General features: G+C 35.8%; 18 protein-coding genes. 14 read left to right on the top strand and 4 right to left on the bottom strand.

The features are described from left to right. Positions 1-66: 66 nt before the first annotated feature. Positions 67-1,200, bottom strand: coding sequence for an ATP-binding protein (locus ICJ85_RS04135; protein ID WP_188222524.1), 1,134 nt, complete (start codon positions 1,198-1,200; stop codon positions 67-69). A 3-nt stretch (positions 1,201-1,203) separates the two neighbouring features. Next, a complete protein-coding gene (locus ICJ85_RS04130) occupies positions 1,204-1,956 on the bottom strand; it encodes an SDR family NAD(P)-dependent oxidoreductase (RefSeq protein WP_188222523.1) in 753 nt (250 codons plus the stop codon). A gap of 258 nt (positions 1,957-2,214) precedes the next feature. On the opposite strand from ICJ85_RS04130, the gene ICJ85_RS04125 reads away from it, so the two are divergent. The 10 genes from ICJ85_RS04125 to ICJ85_RS04080 all read left to right on the top strand — a co-directional run bounded on the left by ICJ85_RS04125 (position 2,215) and on the right by ICJ85_RS04080 (position 13,511). After that, a complete protein-coding gene (locus ICJ85_RS04125; protein WP_188222522.1) occupies positions 2,215-3,348 on the top strand; it encodes a DUF4382 domain-containing protein in 1,134 nt (377 codons plus the stop codon). Positions 3,349-3,535: 187 nt separating this feature from the next. After that, entirely contained in the window at positions 3,536-4,537 is a 1,002-nt protein-coding gene (locus tag ICJ85_RS04120; protein ID WP_188223117.1) for an AAA family ATPase, read from the top strand. A gap of 97 nt (positions 4,538-4,634) precedes the next feature. Further along, the gene (locus tag ICJ85_RS04115) at positions 4,635-5,501 is read left to right on the top strand and encodes a DUF58 domain-containing protein (RefSeq protein WP_188222521.1); all 867 of its coding nucleotides are present in this window, start codon (positions 4,635-4,637) and stop codon (positions 5,499-5,501) included. A 7-nt stretch (positions 5,502-5,508) separates the two neighbouring features. Beyond that, complete coding sequence (locus ICJ85_RS04110) at positions 5,509-7,185, top strand: hypothetical protein (protein ID WP_188223116.1); 1,677 nt, start codon at positions 5,509-5,511, stop codon at positions 7,183-7,185. Further along, entirely contained in the window at positions 7,185-8,192 is a 1,008-nt protein-coding gene (locus tag ICJ85_RS04105; RefSeq protein WP_188222520.1) for a vWA domain-containing protein, read from the top strand. Before ICJ85_RS04110 ends, ICJ85_RS04105 begins: the two co-directional genes overlap by 1 nt. Positions 8,193-8,229: 37 nt before the next feature. Continuing rightward, entirely contained in the window at positions 8,230-9,267 is a 1,038-nt protein-coding gene (locus tag ICJ85_RS04100; RefSeq protein WP_188222519.1) for a vWA domain-containing protein, read from the top strand. A 96-nt stretch (positions 9,268-9,363) separates the two neighbouring features. Then, positions 9,364-10,239: a tetratricopeptide repeat protein gene (locus tag ICJ85_RS04095; protein ID WP_188222518.1), complete on the top strand. Its 876-nt coding sequence runs from the start codon at positions 9,364-9,366 to the stop codon at positions 10,237-10,239. Between the two features lie 83 nt (positions 10,240-10,322). Next, entirely contained in the window at positions 10,323-12,095 is a 1,773-nt protein-coding gene (locus ICJ85_RS04090; protein WP_188223115.1) for a BatD family protein, read from the top strand. Between the two features lies 1 nt (position 12,096). Next, entirely contained in the window at positions 12,097-12,846 is a 750-nt protein-coding gene (locus ICJ85_RS04085; protein ID WP_188222517.1) for an SH3 domain-containing protein, read from the top strand. 38 nt (positions 12,847-12,884) lie between these two features. Then, positions 12,885-13,511, top strand: a complete 627-nt coding sequence (locus ICJ85_RS04080) for a carbonic anhydrase (protein ID WP_188222516.1) — start codon at positions 12,885-12,887, stop codon at positions 13,509-13,511. 2 nt (positions 13,512-13,513) lie between these two features. On the opposite strand, the gene ICJ85_RS04075 is transcribed toward ICJ85_RS04080, so the two are convergent. After that, entirely contained in the window at positions 13,514-14,056 is a 543-nt protein-coding gene (locus ICJ85_RS04075; protein WP_188222515.1) for a CvpA family protein, read from the bottom strand. A gap of 72 nt (positions 14,057-14,128) precedes the next feature. Here ICJ85_RS04075 and ICJ85_RS04070 point away from each other — a divergent pair, with 72 nt between their 5' ends. Both ICJ85_RS04070 and pheS read left to right on the top strand, forming a co-directional pair. Further along, the gene (locus tag ICJ85_RS04070; RefSeq protein ID WP_188222514.1) at positions 14,129-14,485 is read left to right on the top strand and encodes a hypothetical protein; all 357 of its coding nucleotides are present in this window, start codon (positions 14,129-14,131) and stop codon (positions 14,483-14,485) included. Positions 14,486-14,636: 151 nt separating this feature from the next. After that, the gene (gene pheS / locus ICJ85_RS04065; RefSeq protein ID WP_188222513.1) at positions 14,637-15,656 is read left to right on the top strand and encodes a phenylalanine--tRNA ligase subunit alpha; all 1,020 of its coding nucleotides are present in this window, start codon (positions 14,637-14,639) and stop codon (positions 15,654-15,656) included. 2 nt (positions 15,657-15,658) lie between these two features. Here the strand turns inward: pheS and ICJ85_RS04060 are convergent, their stop codons facing one another. Further along, positions 15,659-16,177 carry a hypothetical protein gene (locus ICJ85_RS04060; protein ID WP_188222512.1) on the bottom strand — a complete coding sequence of 173 codons (519 nt, stop codon included), beginning with the start codon at positions 16,175-16,177 and terminating at the stop codon, positions 15,659-15,661. 130 nt (positions 16,178-16,307) lie between these two features. Here ICJ85_RS04060 and ICJ85_RS04055 point away from each other — a divergent pair, with 130 nt between their 5' ends. Both ICJ85_RS04055 and ICJ85_RS04050 read left to right on the top strand, forming a co-directional pair. Continuing rightward, positions 16,308-16,799 (top strand): GbsR/MarR family transcriptional regulator, encoded by a 492-nt coding sequence (locus tag ICJ85_RS04055; RefSeq protein ID WP_188222511.1) that lies wholly within the window; start codon positions 16,308-16,310, stop codon positions 16,797-16,799. A 19-nt stretch (positions 16,800-16,818) separates the two neighbouring features. Then, entirely contained in the window at positions 16,819-17,946 is a 1,128-nt protein-coding gene (locus tag ICJ85_RS04050; protein WP_188222510.1) for an efflux RND transporter periplasmic adaptor subunit, read from the top strand. The last annotated feature ends 3 nt before the right edge of the window (positions 17,947-17,949 follow it).

Here is a 17,949-nt window from a genome sequence, read left to right as displayed (position 1 = left end):
GGAAAATTTTCAATAAAAAAAACCTAATGTATTCTATTTCAACATTTTATGTGTTTTTTGTGGTCATCAACTATATTTTACTTTTCTTAAAATTCTAATGGTTTCTTTGTAAAGTTGGTATAACGATTCACTATAATTTCTCAAATAAGGTTTAGCTTCATTAAGTTTATCAATGGCGTCATGAAATGAATTAAAATAGCAAATTAAGTACGTAACAGGTAAATTGTTTAAATCGGCTTCTTCATTTTTTGTAAAGGACAGTCCTTTTTTTAATTTCTCTAAAATGGTGTTATTGGTGTTGTAAATATGGTAGAGTACTTTTTTATCATATTGAGGTGGTTCAAAAAGTAATTTCGTATCGATTGTATAGCTGGCACTATTATCAAAATGAATTATGGTTTCTTCCAGTTGATAATACTTGTTTGCATTTTGAAACCCAAGGTTTACATACTCAACAATTTTAAAAGAGTCTTCGCTTATGGTTATGGCAACTTCATCTAAAGCAGAGAAAAAGAGTAATACCTGTTCGTTGATGAGTTTAATGTCTACTCTCGAATAGAAGATTTCATCCTTAACGATTTTCTTTTGTCCGGACCAGCAGACAACAAAATACTCTTTAAAAACTTTATACTGCGGATTGTAGTCCTTATGAAGATTCATAAAGTCGATTACCCCATTTAAAGTGTGCTCAATATTGTTTTGTGCGTTGTTTTCAATGGCTTCAACAATTTTAGAGTTGATATCTTTTATTTCAATATCGAACACTTTAGGCATACTCATGCTACCGTCTCTAAAAAAGACCGAACCGCCATAATATTTCCAGATATTTTTTCTTAGTGAGGTTATTTTGCCTGTAGGTCGAATGGTAACCAGTCCAACTACCTTATCATCAGGAAGGTGTGGAAATGAAATGTTTTCGTATTGTACAATTGGCGGGTTGGTTAAATACGCATTAATTAAATTCTGAATTTTACTATCATCAAAAAAATCGACACCAACAATTTTGTTATCATGGTCTTCAACGCCAATTAAGATATAAGAATTGTTTTTAGGATTACTGTTCGATAGGGCACAAATATGCTTTAAAAACTTCGCCTTACCTTCTTTAAAGCTAATATTAACCTTGCGCTTTTTGTCGTAAAAGCTGTTTTCATCATTGTGGGCTAATAAATGCTTAATAAGCAGGCGTTTGTTAATCATAAATTAAAAATTTTTTTTAACGGTCACGCTATTGGCTTGTGCTTTTGGAAAGATAAGCATATCTGCAATATTTACATGGTCGGGTCTTGAGACTACAAAATAGATAATTTCGGCAATGTCTTGGGCTTGTAAGGCTTTAAATCCTTTGTAAACCTCGTTGGCTTTTTTATCACCTTTAAAACGAACCTGAGAAAACTCGGTTTCTACCAGTCCTGGGTTTATGGCACTGACCTTTATACCAAACGGATTTAAATCAATACGCATCCCTTCGGTAACCGCTAAAACAGCATGTTTACTGGCGCAATACACATTGCCTTTTGGGTATACTTCTTTTCCTGCTGAGGAACCTATATTAATAATATGCCCAGACTGGCGTTCTGTCATTTGAGGAATTATGGCCTTACTCACATAAAGTAGTCCTTTTACGTTAATATCCATCATGGCATCCCAATCGTCAATACTTCCATCTTGAATGGGGTCTAGACCGTGCGCATTTCCGGCGTTATTTATTAAAATATCGATAACCTTAAAGTCTTCCGGAAGACTTTCTATGGCTTTAGAAGTTTCTGTTTTATGACTTACGTCAAAGTTTAAAATGTAAACATCGGTTAGCAAGCTTAATTCGTTTTGTATAGTTTTTAAGCGTTCAAGACGTCGTCCGCATAAAATTAAATTAATGCCGTGTTTTGCAAATTCACGCGCGGTTGCAAGTCCAATACCGCTGGTAGCTCCGGTTATTAAGGCTGTTTTTGTCATTATTTATTCTTAGTGTAATATAGGGTGCAGTTTATATCAATTTATCTGTAATTCATATATAAAAGTACTCAAAAACAACTTCAAATGCTTAAATTGATGATCCGAATTTTAAAAATGAAAAAGAAATAAAACCTTATTTTCTCGAGGCATATTATTACTTGTAAAGTGGTTTTGGATTCAGGAAATGTGGTTTGTATATAGTCCGTATTCAATTTTGCTACGTATATATACAATAGTTAATCTAAAAAAATTACCCTTATGAAAACTTTAAAACAGCTAAAATTTATTTTACCACTGTTACTATTAACTTTCGTGTTTGGATGTAAAGACTCTGATTCTGATGGAGTAAGCACCGAAGCACCAAAAATTTCAGTTAGACTTGTTGATGCCCCTGGTGATTATGCAGGCGTTAACGTAGAGATTGTTGACGTTATGATTAAAATGAATGACGACAGCGATAGCGAAGAAGGTTGGATGTCACTAGATGCCGAAGGCGGTATGGTTGATTTGTTAGACTTTACAGGAGGTTTCAGTAAAGTATTGGTAGATCGTTTCCCAATTCCGGCAGGAACTTTAAGCCAAATGCGTTTGGTTTTAGGTGACGGAAACACCATCGATATTGAGGTGGATGAAGAAGGAACCGTTGAAAATTACCCACTAAAGACGCCTAGTGCACAACAATCAGGATTAAAAATTAAAATTGATGCTGTTATTGAAGAAGGTTTTACTTATGATTATGTCTTAGATTTTGATGTAGAGAAATCTATTGTAATGGCTGGGAATTCAGGTAATATTATTTTAAAACCTGTTATCTACGCCAGTGCAGAAGTGAGTTCAGGTATTATTGAAGGAATGGTTGAGCCAATGGATGTACCAGCAATGGCATCTGTATTGGTAGACGACATGGGAACAGAAGAAACAGATGATGATTTTGTGATTTCTGCATATACCGATGAAAATGGAGCATTTGCATTATGGGGTGTTCCAGCAGGAACTTACGAAGTTATGGTGGCTCCAGTGGATGAAGCATCAGTTTACGGTATGGCTAGCGCTATGGATGTTGTAGTTGTTAATGGTGAAATTACTACTATTGAAGCTCCAATCGTAATGATGTTAAAACCAGGTTCTATTTCAGGAACAGTTTCTGGTTTAGCTGAAGGTATGGAGGCAACAATTTCTGCTTTAAATGATATGGGAACAGAAGATACAGAAGATGATATTGAGTTTACTGGAGCTTCAGTAGATGGCGCTTTCTTATTAGAAGGAGTTACTCCAGGAGACTATGTAGTTACAGCTTCAGCTGAAGGTTATACCTCAGGCGCTGTGAATGCTACAGTTAATCCGGATGCAGATACAGCAGTTGGCGATATTGTATTTACAGCAGCTGAGTAAATCTTAATAAAATCCTTAAAAATTTAAAAGCAATGCAATTCGCATTGCTTTTTTTTGTTTTAACCTATTATTAACTTCTTAAAATATTTATTTTAACCAATTGTTAACAGGCTTCCAAGAAAAAAATTAACAATTTGCATTGCTCGAATATGCGTATTATATTCGGCTTTTAAAAATTCTAATAATGATGGAAGATACAGGTACAATTGATATTAAGACAATTAACGAAAAAATAGAAAAAGAAAGTGCTTTTGTAGACTTGCTAATGCTTGAGATGAACAAGGTCATTGTCGGACAAAAACACATGGTCGAAAGATTGCTTATCGGATTACTTGGTCAAGGGCATATTTTATTAGAAGGGGTGCCTGGTCTGGCAAAAACCTTAGCTATTAATACCTTGTCACAAGCCGTTCACGGTACGTTTAGCAGAATTCAGTTTACACCAGATTTATTACCTGCCGATGTTACAGGTACATTAATCTACAATATGAAAGAGAACGATTTCTCTATTAAAAAGGGACCTATTTTTGCGAATTTCGTATTAGCTGATGAGATTAACCGTGCACCGGCAAAAGTTCAGGCAGCCTTGCTTGAAGCGATGCAGGAAAAGCAAGTAACTATTGGCGACGATACCTTCCCGTTAGATAAACCTTTCTTAGTAATGGCAACCCAAAACCCGGTAGAGCAGGAAGGAACCTATCCATTACCAGAAGCTCAGGTAGACCGTTTTATGCTTAAAACGGTTATCGATTATCCAAAAATTGCTGAAGAGCAGTTAATCATGCGTGCCAACTTAAAAGGCGCTTGGGAAAAGGTAAATCCTGTAGTTAGCTTAGATCAAATATTAAAAGCACAAAAAGTGGTGCGTGAAGTATATATGGATGAAAAAATTGAGAAGTATATTCTTGATATCATCTTCGCCACACGTTACCCGGAAAAATATAAATTAGCCGATTTAAAACCATTAATTTCCTTTGGTGCATCACCTCGTGGTAGTATCAGTTTAGCAACTGCCGCTAAATGTTATGCATTTATCAAACGTCGTGGTTATGTCATTCCAGAAGATGTTCGTGCCGTGGTTTACGATGTGTTAAGACACAGAATTGGTATTACTTACGAAGCTGAGGCAGAAAATATAACTTCAGTAGATATCATCAATAAGATTGTAAACGAAATCGAAGTGCCATAATTGTCATTCCTGTGTAGGCAGGCAGGAATCGCATTGTTATTTGATAGGAATTTAATCAGATAGATTCCGCATCAAGTGCGGAATGACAAATTAAAAAATGGATACAAAAGATTTACTAAAAAAAGTACGGAAAATAGAGATTAAGACACGCCGGTTGTCTGATCATATCTTCGGAGGAGAATACCATTCTACCTTTAAGGGGCGTGGTATGACGTTTAGTGAAGTTCGTCAGTATCATTTTGGTGATGATGTTCGTAATATCGATTGGAATGTTACCGCGCGTTATAACGAGCCTTATGTAAAGGTTTTTGAAGAAGAACGCGAACTCACCATGATGCTAATGGTTGATGTTTCAGGTTCAGAACTATTTGGTACCGACCAGCAGTTTAAAAACGAAGTGGTTACCGAAATCGCGGCGACCTTAGCTTTTTCGGCAACGCAGAATAACGATAAAATCGGATTGATTTTATTTTCTGATAAGGTTGAACTTTATATTCCGCCTAAAAAAGGGCGTTCTCATGTGCTGCGTATTATTCGTGAATTAATCGAGTTTGAGCCGGAAAGCAAACAGACGAATTTAGCTGAAGCTTTAAAGTTCATGCAGAACGTCATGAAGAAAAAAGCAATTGTGTTCGTATTGTCTGATTTTATCGCTGACGATTATCATCAAACTATGAAAATTGTAGCGGGTAAACATGATGTAACCGGAATACGTGTGTATGATAAACGCGAGGAAGAGATTCCTAATCTGGGTGTCGTGCAAATGCAGGATGAAGAAACCGGTGAATTTATGCTGGTAAATACATCCTCAAAAAAAGTACGACTTAACTATGCGAAATACTATCGTGAGAAAGTAGGTTATTATAAAGAAAGCTTTAACAAAGCAGGAGCAGGAACTATAGATTGTCGCGTTGATGAAAGCTATGTTAAAAAAATGTTGGGCTATTTTAAAAGAAGAGGATAAACAATATATGAATTACAAAAAGAACATTATGAATCCTAAATCTAAAGGACCATACCTTCCGATTTCAATCTTGTTTTCTGTATGTTTTGTATTGTTTTCATTTGTTGCCAGTGCGCAGGTTAAATCTGCAATAGATTCAACGTCTGTAAAAATCGGGCAACAAATAACGTATACGGTTTCGGTGGAAACCGATTCTACAAACTTGGTGGTATTCCCGGAAGGGCAAACGTTTAATCCTTTAGAGGTTATCGATTCTTACGATGTTGATACCTTAAAGAATAAGGATAAATTCAACCTGATTAAAAAATACGGATTAACGCAATTCGATTCAGGGAGCTACACCATTCCACGACAAAAAATACTTATTGGAGATAAAACCTTTTTTACCGATTCGTTACAAGTTGAGGTAAGAAATGTGGTTATCGATACAACAAAGCAAGGCCTTTACGATATTAAACCTATTATCGAGGTTGAAAAACCAGCAAGCAATTGGTGGAAATATGTATTGATTGCTTTAGTGATTATTGGAGCCGTTGCCTTTTTAATTTATTGGTTTATCTGGAGAAAAAAACCATTAACCGAAGAAGAGGAAATTGCTTTATTGCCACCATACGATCGTGCGAAACTGGCATTAAAGAAATTAGATGAAAGTCATTATTTAGAAAATGATGAAATTAAAGATTATTATTCAGAGTTAACGTTTATCATCAGAAAATACCTTGACGAAAAAGTTTACGATCGTGCTTTAGAAAGTACCACAGATGAATTAATTAGTCGTCTAAAATTACTGAAAGAAGGCAATCAGGTTGATCTTAGTCAGGAGGATATTAAAAACCTTGAAAGTATTTTAAAGCGTGCCGATTTGGTGAAATTTGCGAAGTCTGCTGTCGATGTCGAGTTGGCAAAATTAGACCGAAATACTATCGATGTAGAAATAGATCACGTAAAAGAAGCACTTCCGGAACCAACCGAAGAAGAAAAGCTTTTAGATGAGCAATACAGAGCCGAGCAGGAGCGCAAAAAGAAACGAAACAAAATTATACTAACTGTAGCGATAAGTTTGTTCTTATTAACAGCTACGTTTGTAGGTTTCGGTATTAAATATGGTTTCGGATATGTTAAGGATACCATTGTCGGTCATGAGAGCAAAGAACTTTTAGAAGGCGAATGGGTAACCAGCGATTATGGTGTGCCACCGGTTACAATTTCAACACCTAAAGTGTTAAAACGAACCACCCCGGAATTACCAGAGCAACTGGCTCAACAAATTGAGCTGACTCAGTTTACTTATGGTAGTTTAATCGATCGTTTTTATGTTGTAGTAACTACGACTAAGCTTAAAAATTTAGGTCAAAACCAAGGCCAAGAAAATAAAATTGACTTACAAAAAGCTTTAGATAATAGTTTGAAAGTTTTAGAACAAGCTGGAGCGCAAAATATAGTCACAAAAAGCGAAAAGTTTACTACACCTAATGGTGCTGAAGGATTGAAAGTATTTGGTACGTTAGATATGCCAGTACAAAATACTGACAGATACGAAACAGCAAATTATGCTATTTTAGGTTTCACGACAGGAAGTGTGATACAGCAAATAAGCTTAACGTGGAAACAAAATGATACTTATGCCGATGAAATGGTAGAGCGTATTTTAAACTCAGTTGAACTTAAAAAATCAGAAGAATAATGTTTGAAGGAATAGAGTTTTTAAACAAAGAATTTTTCTGGTTACTATTAGTGTTACCGCTAGTCATATTGTGGTATGTTTTTAAGCATAATAAACAAACGGCGGAATTAAAAATATCGAGTATTAAAGGGTTTAAAGTCACAAATTCGGTGCTGCCGAAATTAAAACACGTGCTTTTTGCATTGCGATTATTGGCTTTAGGGTTATTAATTATGGCTTTAGCGAGACCACGAACCGTTGATGTGTCGACAAAAACAAAAACAACGCGTGGTATCGATATTGTTATGGCAATTGACGTTTCGGCGAGTATGTTGGCTAAAGATTTACGTCCTAACCGTTTGGAAGCACTTAAAAATGTAGCTGCCGAATTCATTAAAGGGCGCCCAAATGATCGTATTGGTTTGGTGGAATACGCCGGAGAAAGTTATACCAAAACACCAATTACCAGCGATAAATCTATTGTATTGCGTTCCTTAAAGGAGATAAAGTACAATACGGTTATTGAGGGTGGAACCGCCATTGGTATGGGGTTAGCCACTTCGGTCAATCGTTTAAAAGATAGTAAAGCGAAGAGTAAAGTTATTATCCTGTTAACCGATGGGGTGAATAATTCCGGGTTTATAGACCCTAAAATAGCTAGTGAATTAGCCGTTGAATATGGCATTAAAGTGTACACCATTGGGTTAGGAACAAATGGTATGGCATTATCTCCTGTGGCAATAGATCCAAGAACGGGAGATTTTCAATATGGACGTATTCAGGTGGAAATAGATGAAGTATTGTTAAAGGAAATTGCTAAGGTAACCGGAGGGGAATATTTTAGAGCAACGAATAATAAAAAGCTTGAAGATATTTACGAAGAAATTAATAAGCTGGAGAAAACAGAAATAGAAGAATTCAAGTATTATAACTACGATGAAAAGTATCGTCCGTTAGTTATTTTAGCAGGATTAATGTTGCTTTTAGAATTTCTGTTACGTAACACTATTTTTAGAAGTTTTGTTTAATTCGTCGAAACAATTCCTAGAAAAATAAACAGAGAATATGTATCAATTAGAAGAAAAAATATGGTTTTGGGTATTAGGTATTATTCCGGTAATAATCCTATTCTTTTTGGTGCTTCAAATATGGAAACACAAGGCACAGCGCAAATTTGCGGATAAAGCATTGCTTAAGCGTTTAAGTCCGAATACATCATTATTTAAATCCGTTTTAAAAGTCATTGTTTTAAGTTTGGCTTTTGCCTGTTTGGCCATTGCTTTAGTAAACCCAAAAGTAGGATCTAAATTAGAAACCGTAAAGCGTGAAGGCGTAGATGTGGTGTTTGCAGTCGATGTGTCTAAAAGTATGTTAGCTGAAGACATTGTGCCCAACCGATTGGAAAAAGCAAAGCAATTAGTAACGCAAATCATTAATAACTTAGCAAGTGACCGTGTTGGTATTATTGCTTATGCAGGAAAAGCGTTTCCTCAGTTGCCAATTACTACCGATTATGCTTCGGCAAAAATGTTTTTGCAAGGCATGAATACCGATATGTTATCGTCGCAAGGAACAGCCATTAACGAAGCTATTAAATTGGCAACCACTTATTTCGATGACGAAGAGCAAACCAACCGTGTCTTAATCATTATTTCCGATGGGGAAGATCACAGTGAGCAAGCCGCTGCCGTAGCCGAGCAAGCTAACGAACAGGGCATTCGTATTTTTACCATTGGTGTTGGAGATGTTAAAGGTGGTCCGATTCCTGAAAAGCGAAATGGTGTGCTTTTAAACTACAAGAAGGACAGTAGTGGTGAAACAGTAATTACAAAATTAAACGAAGAAACCCTTAAAACCATTGCCAGCGAGGCGAATGGGGTGTATATAAATGGAAGGAATACCAACGATGTAGTAGAAAGTATTCGAGACATTTTAAACAACATGGATAAAAAGGAATTTGAAACCAAACAGTTTGCCGATTTTAAAGATCAGTTTCAATGGTTTTTAGGTTTTGCAATTTTCTTTTTATTACTTGATATTTTCTTATTAGACCGTAAAACCGCTTGGTTAAAGAAATTGAATTTATTTAACGAAAACCTTTAAAAACTTAGGGTTTCACAAAAGGTAGATGAATATTTTATATAATTTTTAACTAACAAAAACATAGGGTTTTATATCTTAGAAATTATAAAATTGAAGATGAAGAACGTATTATTAATCATATTATCATTATTTGTAGGTAATGTTTTTGCTCAGGATGAAGACGCGCAAAAGCAGGCTTTGTTGGCTCAAAAAAAAGCAGATGGCTATGTGTATGAAGCCAATAATTTACTTCAGGATGACGATTTTGTTTCAGCGGAGATGGCGTATAGAAAAGCAGTCTCTGAACAACCGTCGTCGGTTGCTGGGATTTATAATTTAGGAAGCTCATATATTAAAAAAGGAAGTTTTGATGAAGCCCTTTATCGTTTAGAACAGGCGGCTAAAACGGCAACTTCAAAATCTGAAAAGCATAAAGCATTTCATAATATTGGAAATGTGTTAATGGAGAATAAGAAGTGTAAGGAAGCTGTTGAAGCTTACAAAAATGCACTAAGAAATGACCCTTCCGACGAAGAAACACGTTATAATTTAGGATTGGCCAAGGTATGTGCTGAGCAACAAAAAGATCAGGATCAACAAGACCAAAACGAAGACGATCAGGAGAATAAGGATAATCAAGATCAGCAGAAAGATAAAGATCAGGAGAATAAAGAAGATCAACAAAACAAGGACGATCAGGACCAAGGCGACGATAAAGACGACCAGAATCAAGATAATAAAGACGAAGGCGATCAGGATCAAAAAGACGGCGACGATAAAGAGAATGAAGATGGTAAGCCTAAGGATGAGAAAAAAGATCAAGGCGAAGGTGATGAAAAAGAACAACCACAACAGCCTAGAAAGGGGCAAATGTCTCCGCAACAAATAAAGAACTTATTAGAAGCCATGAATAACCAAGAGCAAAAAGTTCAGGAAAAAATGAATGCTGAAAAGGTTAAGGGCGTAAAAGTTAAAACAGAAAAAGACTGGTAAACGAGTAGACGATTTTCGGTTTACAAATTGAAATTTCAAACGAAATCCTATGGGTAAACAAAAGATCTAATATCGTATTTATGATGAAACTGATAAAGCACATAACCTTACTGTTAGTTATACTTAGCACAAGTGTATTAACAGCTCAAGTTAAATTCGAAGCAAAAGTTAGTAAGCAAACTTTAGGAGTTAATGAGCGTCTGCGTATCGATTTTGAAATGAATCAGGACGGCGATAATTTCAACCCTCCCGATTTTTCAAATTTTACGGTTGTTGGCGGACCAAATCAGTCGGTAAGTAATTCCTGGATCAATGGGGTGCGTACTTACAAAAAAACATATAGTTACTTTTTAGCGCCAAAAAAACGCGGCACATTTACCATAAATCAAGCATCGATTACTATAGATGATGAGGTGTATAAAACTGTGCCGATTAAAGTTGAAGTTACAGCGGCTGTTGATATTCCAAAGGACCCCAATAACCCGGATTATATTGCTTCCGAAAGTGTGCATTTGGTAGCCGAGATATCTAAAGAAAATCCGTATTTAAATGAAGCTATTACGGTGGTGTATAAGCTTTATGTATCCCCTACAGTGTCTGTCGTTAACTGGAATGAAATTGATACCCCACGTTTTAATGATTTCTGGAGTCAGAATATCGATACCCAAGGGCAAAAAGTTCAAAACGGAACCTATAAAGGTGAGAATTATCGTTTTTTAGTGCTGCGTAAAACGGTATTGTATCCGCAGAAGACAGGCGAATTAACCATAGAACCTTTAACACTGGATATTGCTTTGCGCGTGCCAACAAACCGACGTGATATTTTTGGTGGTATGTTAATGACGCGCACAAACAGAACCGTGTCGGCAGGAAACAGAACCATTAATGTAAAAGCACTGCCAGAAGCTGGTAAGCCATCGGATTTTACCGGTGCAGTTGGGGATTTTAGTTTTGATGTTACAGCATCGAAAAAGGAGTTAAGTGCTTCAGAATCACTTCAATTAAAAGTAGCGGTTCGCGGTAGCGGTAACCTGAAATTATTTAAACTGCCTAAGGTGTCTTTACCGAGTTCGCTTGAGGTTTATGAACCAGAATACAACGAAGATGTTAGAACCAATTTATCGGGTATGCAGGGAAGTATTTCCGATAGTTATACGGTGGTACCACAATACAAAGGTAAATACCCGATTCCAAGCATTTCATTTTCATATTTCGATTTAAAGACTAAAAGCTATAAGCGCTTGTCATCAGAGGAAATCGTGATTGATGTCTTGGAAGGCCCGACAAATAATGCTTCAGCCAATACTGAAGGTCCTGCAAGTACAGTTAAACAAGCAGTGACTTTAAACAACGATCAGTTTGCGTTTATAAAAACCGATACGACGTTTGAAAGTATGAAGCGCACTCAGTTTTTCAAAACCAATTTATTCTGGAGTTTATTATTGTTGCCATTTTTAGCGATTCCTATTGCTATTGTTATTAGAAAGCAGAAAGCCGTTCGAGATGCTGATGTTTACGGTAATAAAATACGTAAGGCCGATAAGCTGGCAAGGAAATATTTAAGTCATGCTAAGAAATCTTTAGGTAAAAAAGAAGAGTTCTACATTGCTTTAGAAAAAGCGTTACATAACTACCTTAAAGCTAAATTACACATTGAAACCAGTGAGTTGAGTAAAGAGAATATTACGGAGTTACTTACAGAAAAACAGGTAGAGCAGGATGTGGTTAAAGACTTTAATAGCATTTTAGAAAGTTGTGAATTAGCGCGTTACACCCCAATCGATATTGTAACCATGCAGGAAGATTACGATAAGGCAGCGAAGACCATTTCTTTAATTGATAAACAGGCACGATAAGATGAAAAAGTTATTAGTTACACTTTTGGTATTGATGAGTTTTGGAGTGTTTGCGCAAAATCAGGCGCTGTTCGAACAGGCAAACGCTTTATATAATGACGGAAAATATGCCGAAGCAATTGATAAATATGAAGCTATTTTAGCAACAAAAAACGAATCGGCAGAGTTGTATTTCAATTTAGGAAATGCCAATTATAAACTTAATAATATTGCGCCAAGTATATATTATTACGAGAAGGCTTTACAATTGTCGCCAAATGATAGTGATATTCAGAACAATTTAAGTTTCGCCAGAAACATGACCATCGATGCTATTGATGTGTTGCCAGAAGGAGGTGTTTCAAAATTAGTTAAAAAAATTACGAACACGATGAGTTTCGATGGATGGGCGAAATTAGCTATTGTTTTTGTATTGTGTTTTGTGGTATTGTTTTTAGCTTATTATTTTGCTTATTCCACTATGAGAAAGCGCCTTGCTTTTGTAGGTAGCTTAACGGTGCTCGCTTTTATTTGCATTAGTGTGTCCTTGGCATTTCATAAATATACTTTAGATAAAAAGGACCGACCAGCGATTGTGTTTGTTCAGGAGAGTAAAGTAAAGAGCGAACCCAACAACAGAAGTGAAGAGTCTTTCAGACTACATGAAGGGACTAAAGTACAAATTTTAGATACCGTTGAAGACTGGAAAAAAATAAAACTCGCCGATGGTAAATCTGGTTGGATAGCTAACCAAGATATTAAAGCCTTGTAACGTTTTTTAGATTACCTTTAATCTGTAATTATTGTGATATGAATTTAGAACGTGTTTTTAATAACAATAAGAAATGGATTGAAAGTAAACTAGAGGTCGACCCTCATTATTTCGAAGCCTTAGGTGAAGGGCAGAATCCTGAATTATTATTTATTGGGTGTTCCGATAGTCGTGTAACAGCAGAAGAACTTATGGGCTTAGGGCCTGGTGAAGCTTTTGTACATCGCAACATTGCTAATATGGTTACGGCGACCGATTTAAATGTCATGTCGGTAGTGGAATACGCTGTGGTGCATCTTAAAGTAAATCATGTGGTGGTTTGTGGTCATTATGCTTGTGGCGGTGTAAAAGCGGCTATGCAATCGGCCGATTTAGGGATTTTAAATCCCTGGCTTCGCAATATACGTGACGTATACCGGATTCATAAAAAGGAGTTGAATTCTATTGATAATGAAGAGAAAAAATACGAACGACTTGTAGAGCTAAATGTTCAGGAGCAGTGTGTTAATCTTATTAAAACTGCAGCCGTTCAAAAGGCGGCACGTGAACGAGGTTTAAAAGTACATGGTTGGGTATTCGATATTCACACAGGAGAACTTATTGATCTAAAGATAGATTTCGAAGCCATTCTTGAAAAAATACGAGAAATATATCACTTAGATTAATTTTAAGTGGTTTCGGTTTTCATTGCAGGTTCTTCTTCAGTTTCGTCATCATCCAAAATATTCTTTTTATTTAAAATGCTTGGGAAAATCATTGGTGCAAGGGATTTTACGGGCTCATAAAGAACAGAATCTTCTAAATTTTCTTCACTGGCAAAGGGTAGTGTCTTATTCATAGTATCAAAAACAATAAGAATAACACTTAAAATTAATCCAATTTTTAAAGCGCCAAAAATACCACCAAGTACTTTGTTAATAATCCCTAATGCAGCAAAATCGGCAAGTCGTGTTAAGGCTTTTCCAGCCAAGGCTATCACGAGAACAATCACTATAAAGGTAATAGCAAACGACACGATGTTGACGTATTTTTCATCCCAGTCTACGTTGTCTTCAACAAAAGACCCGGCATAATCACTAAAGTGAATGGCACCGTAAACTCCAGCAATTAATGCAACTAAAGAGGCAATTTCAACAAATAAACCTTTCATAAACCCTCTAATTAGTCCAAATAACAGCAAGGCTAGTAAAACGATGTCTAATACACTCATAATCTATAAGATTTTTAACAAATATAAATTAACTTTGCGACTTCGTAGTATAGACTACAAAACACAATACAAATGGCGAGAGACGAACAATTAAAAGAACGATGGGATTTAGTGGTAGATAAGCTTTCTAATCAATTTGCCGATGGTGATCGGTTAGATTTAGATTCCATTATCTACCTTATTGGTGTTCAGGAATTAGGGCAACCGCACCTAAAATTTAAAAAAGACCACAAGTTAGATTTAATGCATATTGCTATTTGTCGACTGTTAGAGCCTTATGGGTATTACGAGTTCGATTATTTCGACGACGATAAATGGCCTCACTATAAAGTAAAAACACAGTTACCACATTTAAAAGCCGGTGAGCAAAGTGTACTGATGAAAGAGGCTATTGTAAACTATTTTCTTGAAGCCGAATATATCGATTAGTTTTTGTGTGTTACCTTGTGGGGCGAGCTTGCAATTTATCTTGAGCGTAGTTGAAAGGTTTTAATCTTTTGTAAAAACAAAAGGATTTACACTGCAATCCCTAACGCAACTAAACAAAAAATAGTAAATTTGCCATCATTTTAAGGATGTTATGATAGATAAGATAAAAGAACTTATAGCCGAAGCCGAAGCGTTTAAAGCGCAAACTAAAGAAGAAGTAGAGGCATTTAGAATTCAATATTTAGGAAAAAAAGGATTATTAAACCAGTATTTTGCAGAGTTTAAAAATGTAGCAAACGAGCAAAAAAAAGAGTTTGGTCAAGCCGTTAATGCCCTAAAGAAAACAGCCGAAGATAAAGTAAACGCCTTAAAGGAGGAGTTAGAGAGTAAAGAAGAAGTAAAAGGTGTTTACGGTGATTTATCACGTCCGGGATCACCTATTAATTTGGGAGCACGTCACCCGATATCTATTGTAAAAAATCAAATTATCGATATCTTTTCAAACATTGGATTCAACGTAAGTGAAGGTCCAGAAATTGAAGATGACTGGCATAACTTTACGGCATTAAACTTACCGGAATATCATCCGGCTCGCGATATGCAGGATACGTTCTTCATTCAAACCAATCCAGATGTGTTGTTGCGTACACATACCAGTTCGGTACAGGTGCGTTATATGGAAAAGAATCAGCCGCCTATTCGTACTATTTCACCAGGTCGTGTGTATAGAAATGAAGCGATTTCGGCACGTTCTCATTGTTTCTTTCATCAGATTGAAGGATTATATATTGATAAAGAAGTGAGTTTTGCTGATTTAAAACAAACCTTACAATATTTTACTACGCAGTTATTCGGAAAATCGAAAATCCGTTTACGTCCGTCGTATTTTCCTTTTACTGAGCCAAGTGCAGAGATTGATGTGTACTGGGGGTTAGAAACCGAATCTGATTACCGAATTACTAAAGGAACCGGTTGGTTAGAAATTGGCGGATGTGGTATGGTAGACCCAAATGTACTTGAAAACTGTAATATCGATTCTAAAGAATATTCAGGTTTTGCATTTGGTGTGGGTATCGATCGTATTGCGATGTTATTGCACCAAATTAACGATATTCGTTTATTAAGTGAAAACGATGTGCGTTTTTTAGAGCAGTTTAAATCTGCTTTATAAATTTAGTTAACTTTTAGAATAAACCTGTCTGAAGCCAAAGGACGCCAAGCTTGTGCGTGAGGGTATTCAGATAGGTTTGTTGCTATATAAAAGGCTTTTCCTATTTTATGCAAGTCGTAAACCTTAGCGGTGATGTTAAAAATATGATAACCTTTGCCTTTATTAATTACTTTCGAGACTTCAGTTACCAACCTATGTGAATTAGGTTTTGTAGCGTTATTGTAGCCTATATTTAATATGCCTTCTTCAGTAGTTACAAGATTGTAAACTACAGCTATCGTAAAAGTATAACTATTCTCATGTTTTAGGTCTTCAATAGGTGAAACAAAACCAATTTTTAAATTGTCTCTTTCAGACCGATCTATGTTTTCTAATTCTTTTATGAGTTTGTTTTTTAGTTCTAATTCCAAGTTATTAGCAGGAACAGAATCAATATTAAAGTCATTATTTATAGTGTTTTTTTGAGCAAAAAGGCTTGATGCAAAAGTTAAAAAGAAAACAAAAATAAGAAGTCTATTCATTGGTTTAGTGGTTTGATTATTGAAAAATAGCTAATTTTTCTTTCAAAAAAATGCTTTTAATAAATTTTAACTTCGTTTAGTTCGGTTTGTTCCGAACTAAACTATATCTTTGCACAAATTTTTAAAAGAAATGATGACGTGTAAAGAAAGAAGTACCCTAATTGAAAAGTTAGGCGTATTTTTAGAGAACAAAGAACAGCTTGCGCCGGTTGCTGCCCGCATTATGGCTTATGCTATTCTTAAAGGAAAGGCAGGAACAACTTTTGAAGATTTGGTGGTAGATTTATGCGCTAGCAAAAGTACCATCTCGACGCACTTAAATCATCTACAGGATTTAAAGAAGATAGAATATTTTACGAAGCTAGGCGATAGAAAGAAATACTTTATAATAAAAAAGGATACCATTTTAATTAGCATTGATCAAATGGTAGAGAGTTGGAATACTGAGAAAGAAGTACATCTGGAAATTCGAGATTATAAAGAAAAGGTGAATAAATCGGGAAGTTTAAATGAAGATGAGGAGTTTGATTTAGATTTTCACGACGATTACCTTCAGTATTTAGAAGAAGCAACCAATTCCATATTAAGACTAAAAACAAAAATAATAGAGAGAACCAATTAGAAAAATCAATACACTGAAAATGATAAAACATAATTATTTTATACTATCGTTGATAGCATCAACGATGTTATTCGTAGCCTGCGGAAAAGATAAAGGTCAGGCTGCTCAAGGGCAATCACAGGCATTACCATTTACGGTAACAACCTTACCTCAAAAGGACGTTACTTCATTTATAAAGTATCCAACTACCATTGAAGGAACTATAAGTAGTGAAGTTCGAGCAAAAGTGTCGGGGTACATTCAAAAAGTATTAATTGACGAAGGGCAAAAAGTAAAAAAAGGGCAGGCCCTTTTTAAATTAGAAACGCAATCGTTAAGTCAGGATGCCGAAGCAGCTAAAGCTAATGTTAATGCAGCTCAGGTTGAGGTTGATAAATTAGTACCACTGGTTGAAAAAAACATCATTAGCGAAGTCCAGTTAGAAACGGCTAAAGCTCAATTGTTACAAGCCAAAAGTAACTACAATAGTATTGTAGCAAATATTGGTTACGCAACAGTAACTAGTCCGGTTGACGGGTATGTGGGAGCTATCCCTTATAGAGAAGGAGCGCTGGTTAGTGCTACCAGTGCAAAACCGTTAACTACGGTGGCAAGCATAGATAAAATGTACGCGTTCTTTGCGATGAATGAAACCGAGTATTTAAACTTCATTCAAAAGACTGAAGGAAAAACACTTCAGGATAAAGTAAATAACTTTCCTAAAGTGAGTTTATTGTTGGCTAACGGACAGGAATATGACGAGCAAGGAACAATTCAAACAGTTACTGGTCAAATTGATCCAACTACAGGAACGGTAAGTTTTAGAGCGCTTTTCGAAAATCCTAATTTATTACTCGCTAACGGTAATAGTGGAACTATAGAAATTCCTACTAATTATAAAGATGCTGTGGTAGTGCCACAATCGGCAACCTACGAGCAACAAGGTCAAACTTTTGTTTATAAGGTTAATGAAGACAATACAGTGTCTGCAACGTTAATTACAATTAAAGATAAGACCAATGAGCTTTATGTGGTAACATCTGGTGTAAGTACAGGAGATAAAATTGTAGTGAAAGGTATTGGTAAATTAAGAAATCAAATGCCTATTGTGCCACAAGAAGTTGCATTCGATAGTGTTGTAGAGCCTATTAAACCATTATTCCAGTAAGAG

Origin of the sequence: Aestuariibaculum marinum (genome assembly GCF_014596975.1) — a bacterium.
Taxonomy (GTDB): domain Bacteria; phylum Bacteroidota; class Bacteroidia; order Flavobacteriales; family Flavobacteriaceae; genus Aestuariibaculum; species Aestuariibaculum marinum.
The sequence above is the reverse complement of the archived record's forward strand: the minus strand, read 5'-3'. Positions and strand labels throughout refer to the sequence as shown.

Excerpts from the sequence above, each read along its gene's own strand:
- ICJ85_RS04135 (WP_188222524.1), bottom strand. The coding sequence starts at position 1,200 with ATGATTAACAAACGCCTGCTTATTAAGCATTTATTAGCCCACAATGAT.
- ICJ85_RS04130 (WP_188222523.1), bottom strand. The coding sequence starts at position 1,956 with ATGACAAAAACAGCCTTAATAACCGGAGCTACCAGCGGTATTGGACTT.
- ICJ85_RS04125 (WP_188222522.1), top strand. The coding sequence starts at position 2,215 with ATGAAAACTTTAAAACAGCTAAAATTTATTTTACCACTGTTACTATTA.
- ICJ85_RS04120 (WP_188223117.1), top strand. The coding sequence starts at position 3,536 with ATGGAAGATACAGGTACAATTGATATTAAGACAATTAACGAAAAAATA.
- ICJ85_RS04115 (WP_188222521.1), top strand. The coding sequence starts at position 4,635 with ATGGATACAAAAGATTTACTAAAAAAAGTACGGAAAATAGAGATTAAG.
- ICJ85_RS04110 (WP_188223116.1), top strand. The coding sequence starts at position 5,509 with ATGAATTACAAAAAGAACATTATGAATCCTAAATCTAAAGGACCATAC.
- ICJ85_RS04105 (WP_188222520.1), top strand. The coding sequence starts at position 7,185 with ATGTTTGAAGGAATAGAGTTTTTAAACAAAGAATTTTTCTGGTTACTA.
- ICJ85_RS04100 (WP_188222519.1), top strand. The coding sequence starts at position 8,230 with ATGTATCAATTAGAAGAAAAAATATGGTTTTGGGTATTAGGTATTATT.
- ICJ85_RS04095 (WP_188222518.1), top strand. The coding sequence starts at position 9,364 with ATGAAGAACGTATTATTAATCATATTATCATTATTTGTAGGTAATGTT.
- ICJ85_RS04090 (WP_188223115.1), top strand. The coding sequence starts at position 10,323 with ATGAAACTGATAAAGCACATAACCTTACTGTTAGTTATACTTAGCACA.
- ICJ85_RS04085 (WP_188222517.1), top strand. The coding sequence starts at position 12,097 with ATGAAAAAGTTATTAGTTACACTTTTGGTATTGATGAGTTTTGGAGTG.
- ICJ85_RS04080 (WP_188222516.1), top strand. The coding sequence starts at position 12,885 with ATGAATTTAGAACGTGTTTTTAATAACAATAAGAAATGGATTGAAAGT.
- ICJ85_RS04075 (WP_188222515.1), bottom strand. The coding sequence starts at position 14,056 with ATGAGTGTATTAGACATCGTTTTACTAGCCTTGCTGTTATTTGGACTA.
- ICJ85_RS04070 (WP_188222514.1), top strand. The coding sequence starts at position 14,129 with ATGGCGAGAGACGAACAATTAAAAGAACGATGGGATTTAGTGGTAGAT.
- pheS (WP_188222513.1), top strand. The coding sequence starts at position 14,637 with ATGATAGATAAGATAAAAGAACTTATAGCCGAAGCCGAAGCGTTTAAA.
- ICJ85_RS04060 (WP_188222512.1), bottom strand. The coding sequence starts at position 16,177 with ATGAATAGACTTCTTATTTTTGTTTTCTTTTTAACTTTTGCATCAAGC.
- ICJ85_RS04055 (WP_188222511.1), top strand. The coding sequence starts at position 16,308 with ATGATGACGTGTAAAGAAAGAAGTACCCTAATTGAAAAGTTAGGCGTA.
- ICJ85_RS04050 (WP_188222510.1), top strand. The coding sequence starts at position 16,819 with ATGATAAAACATAATTATTTTATACTATCGTTGATAGCATCAACGATG.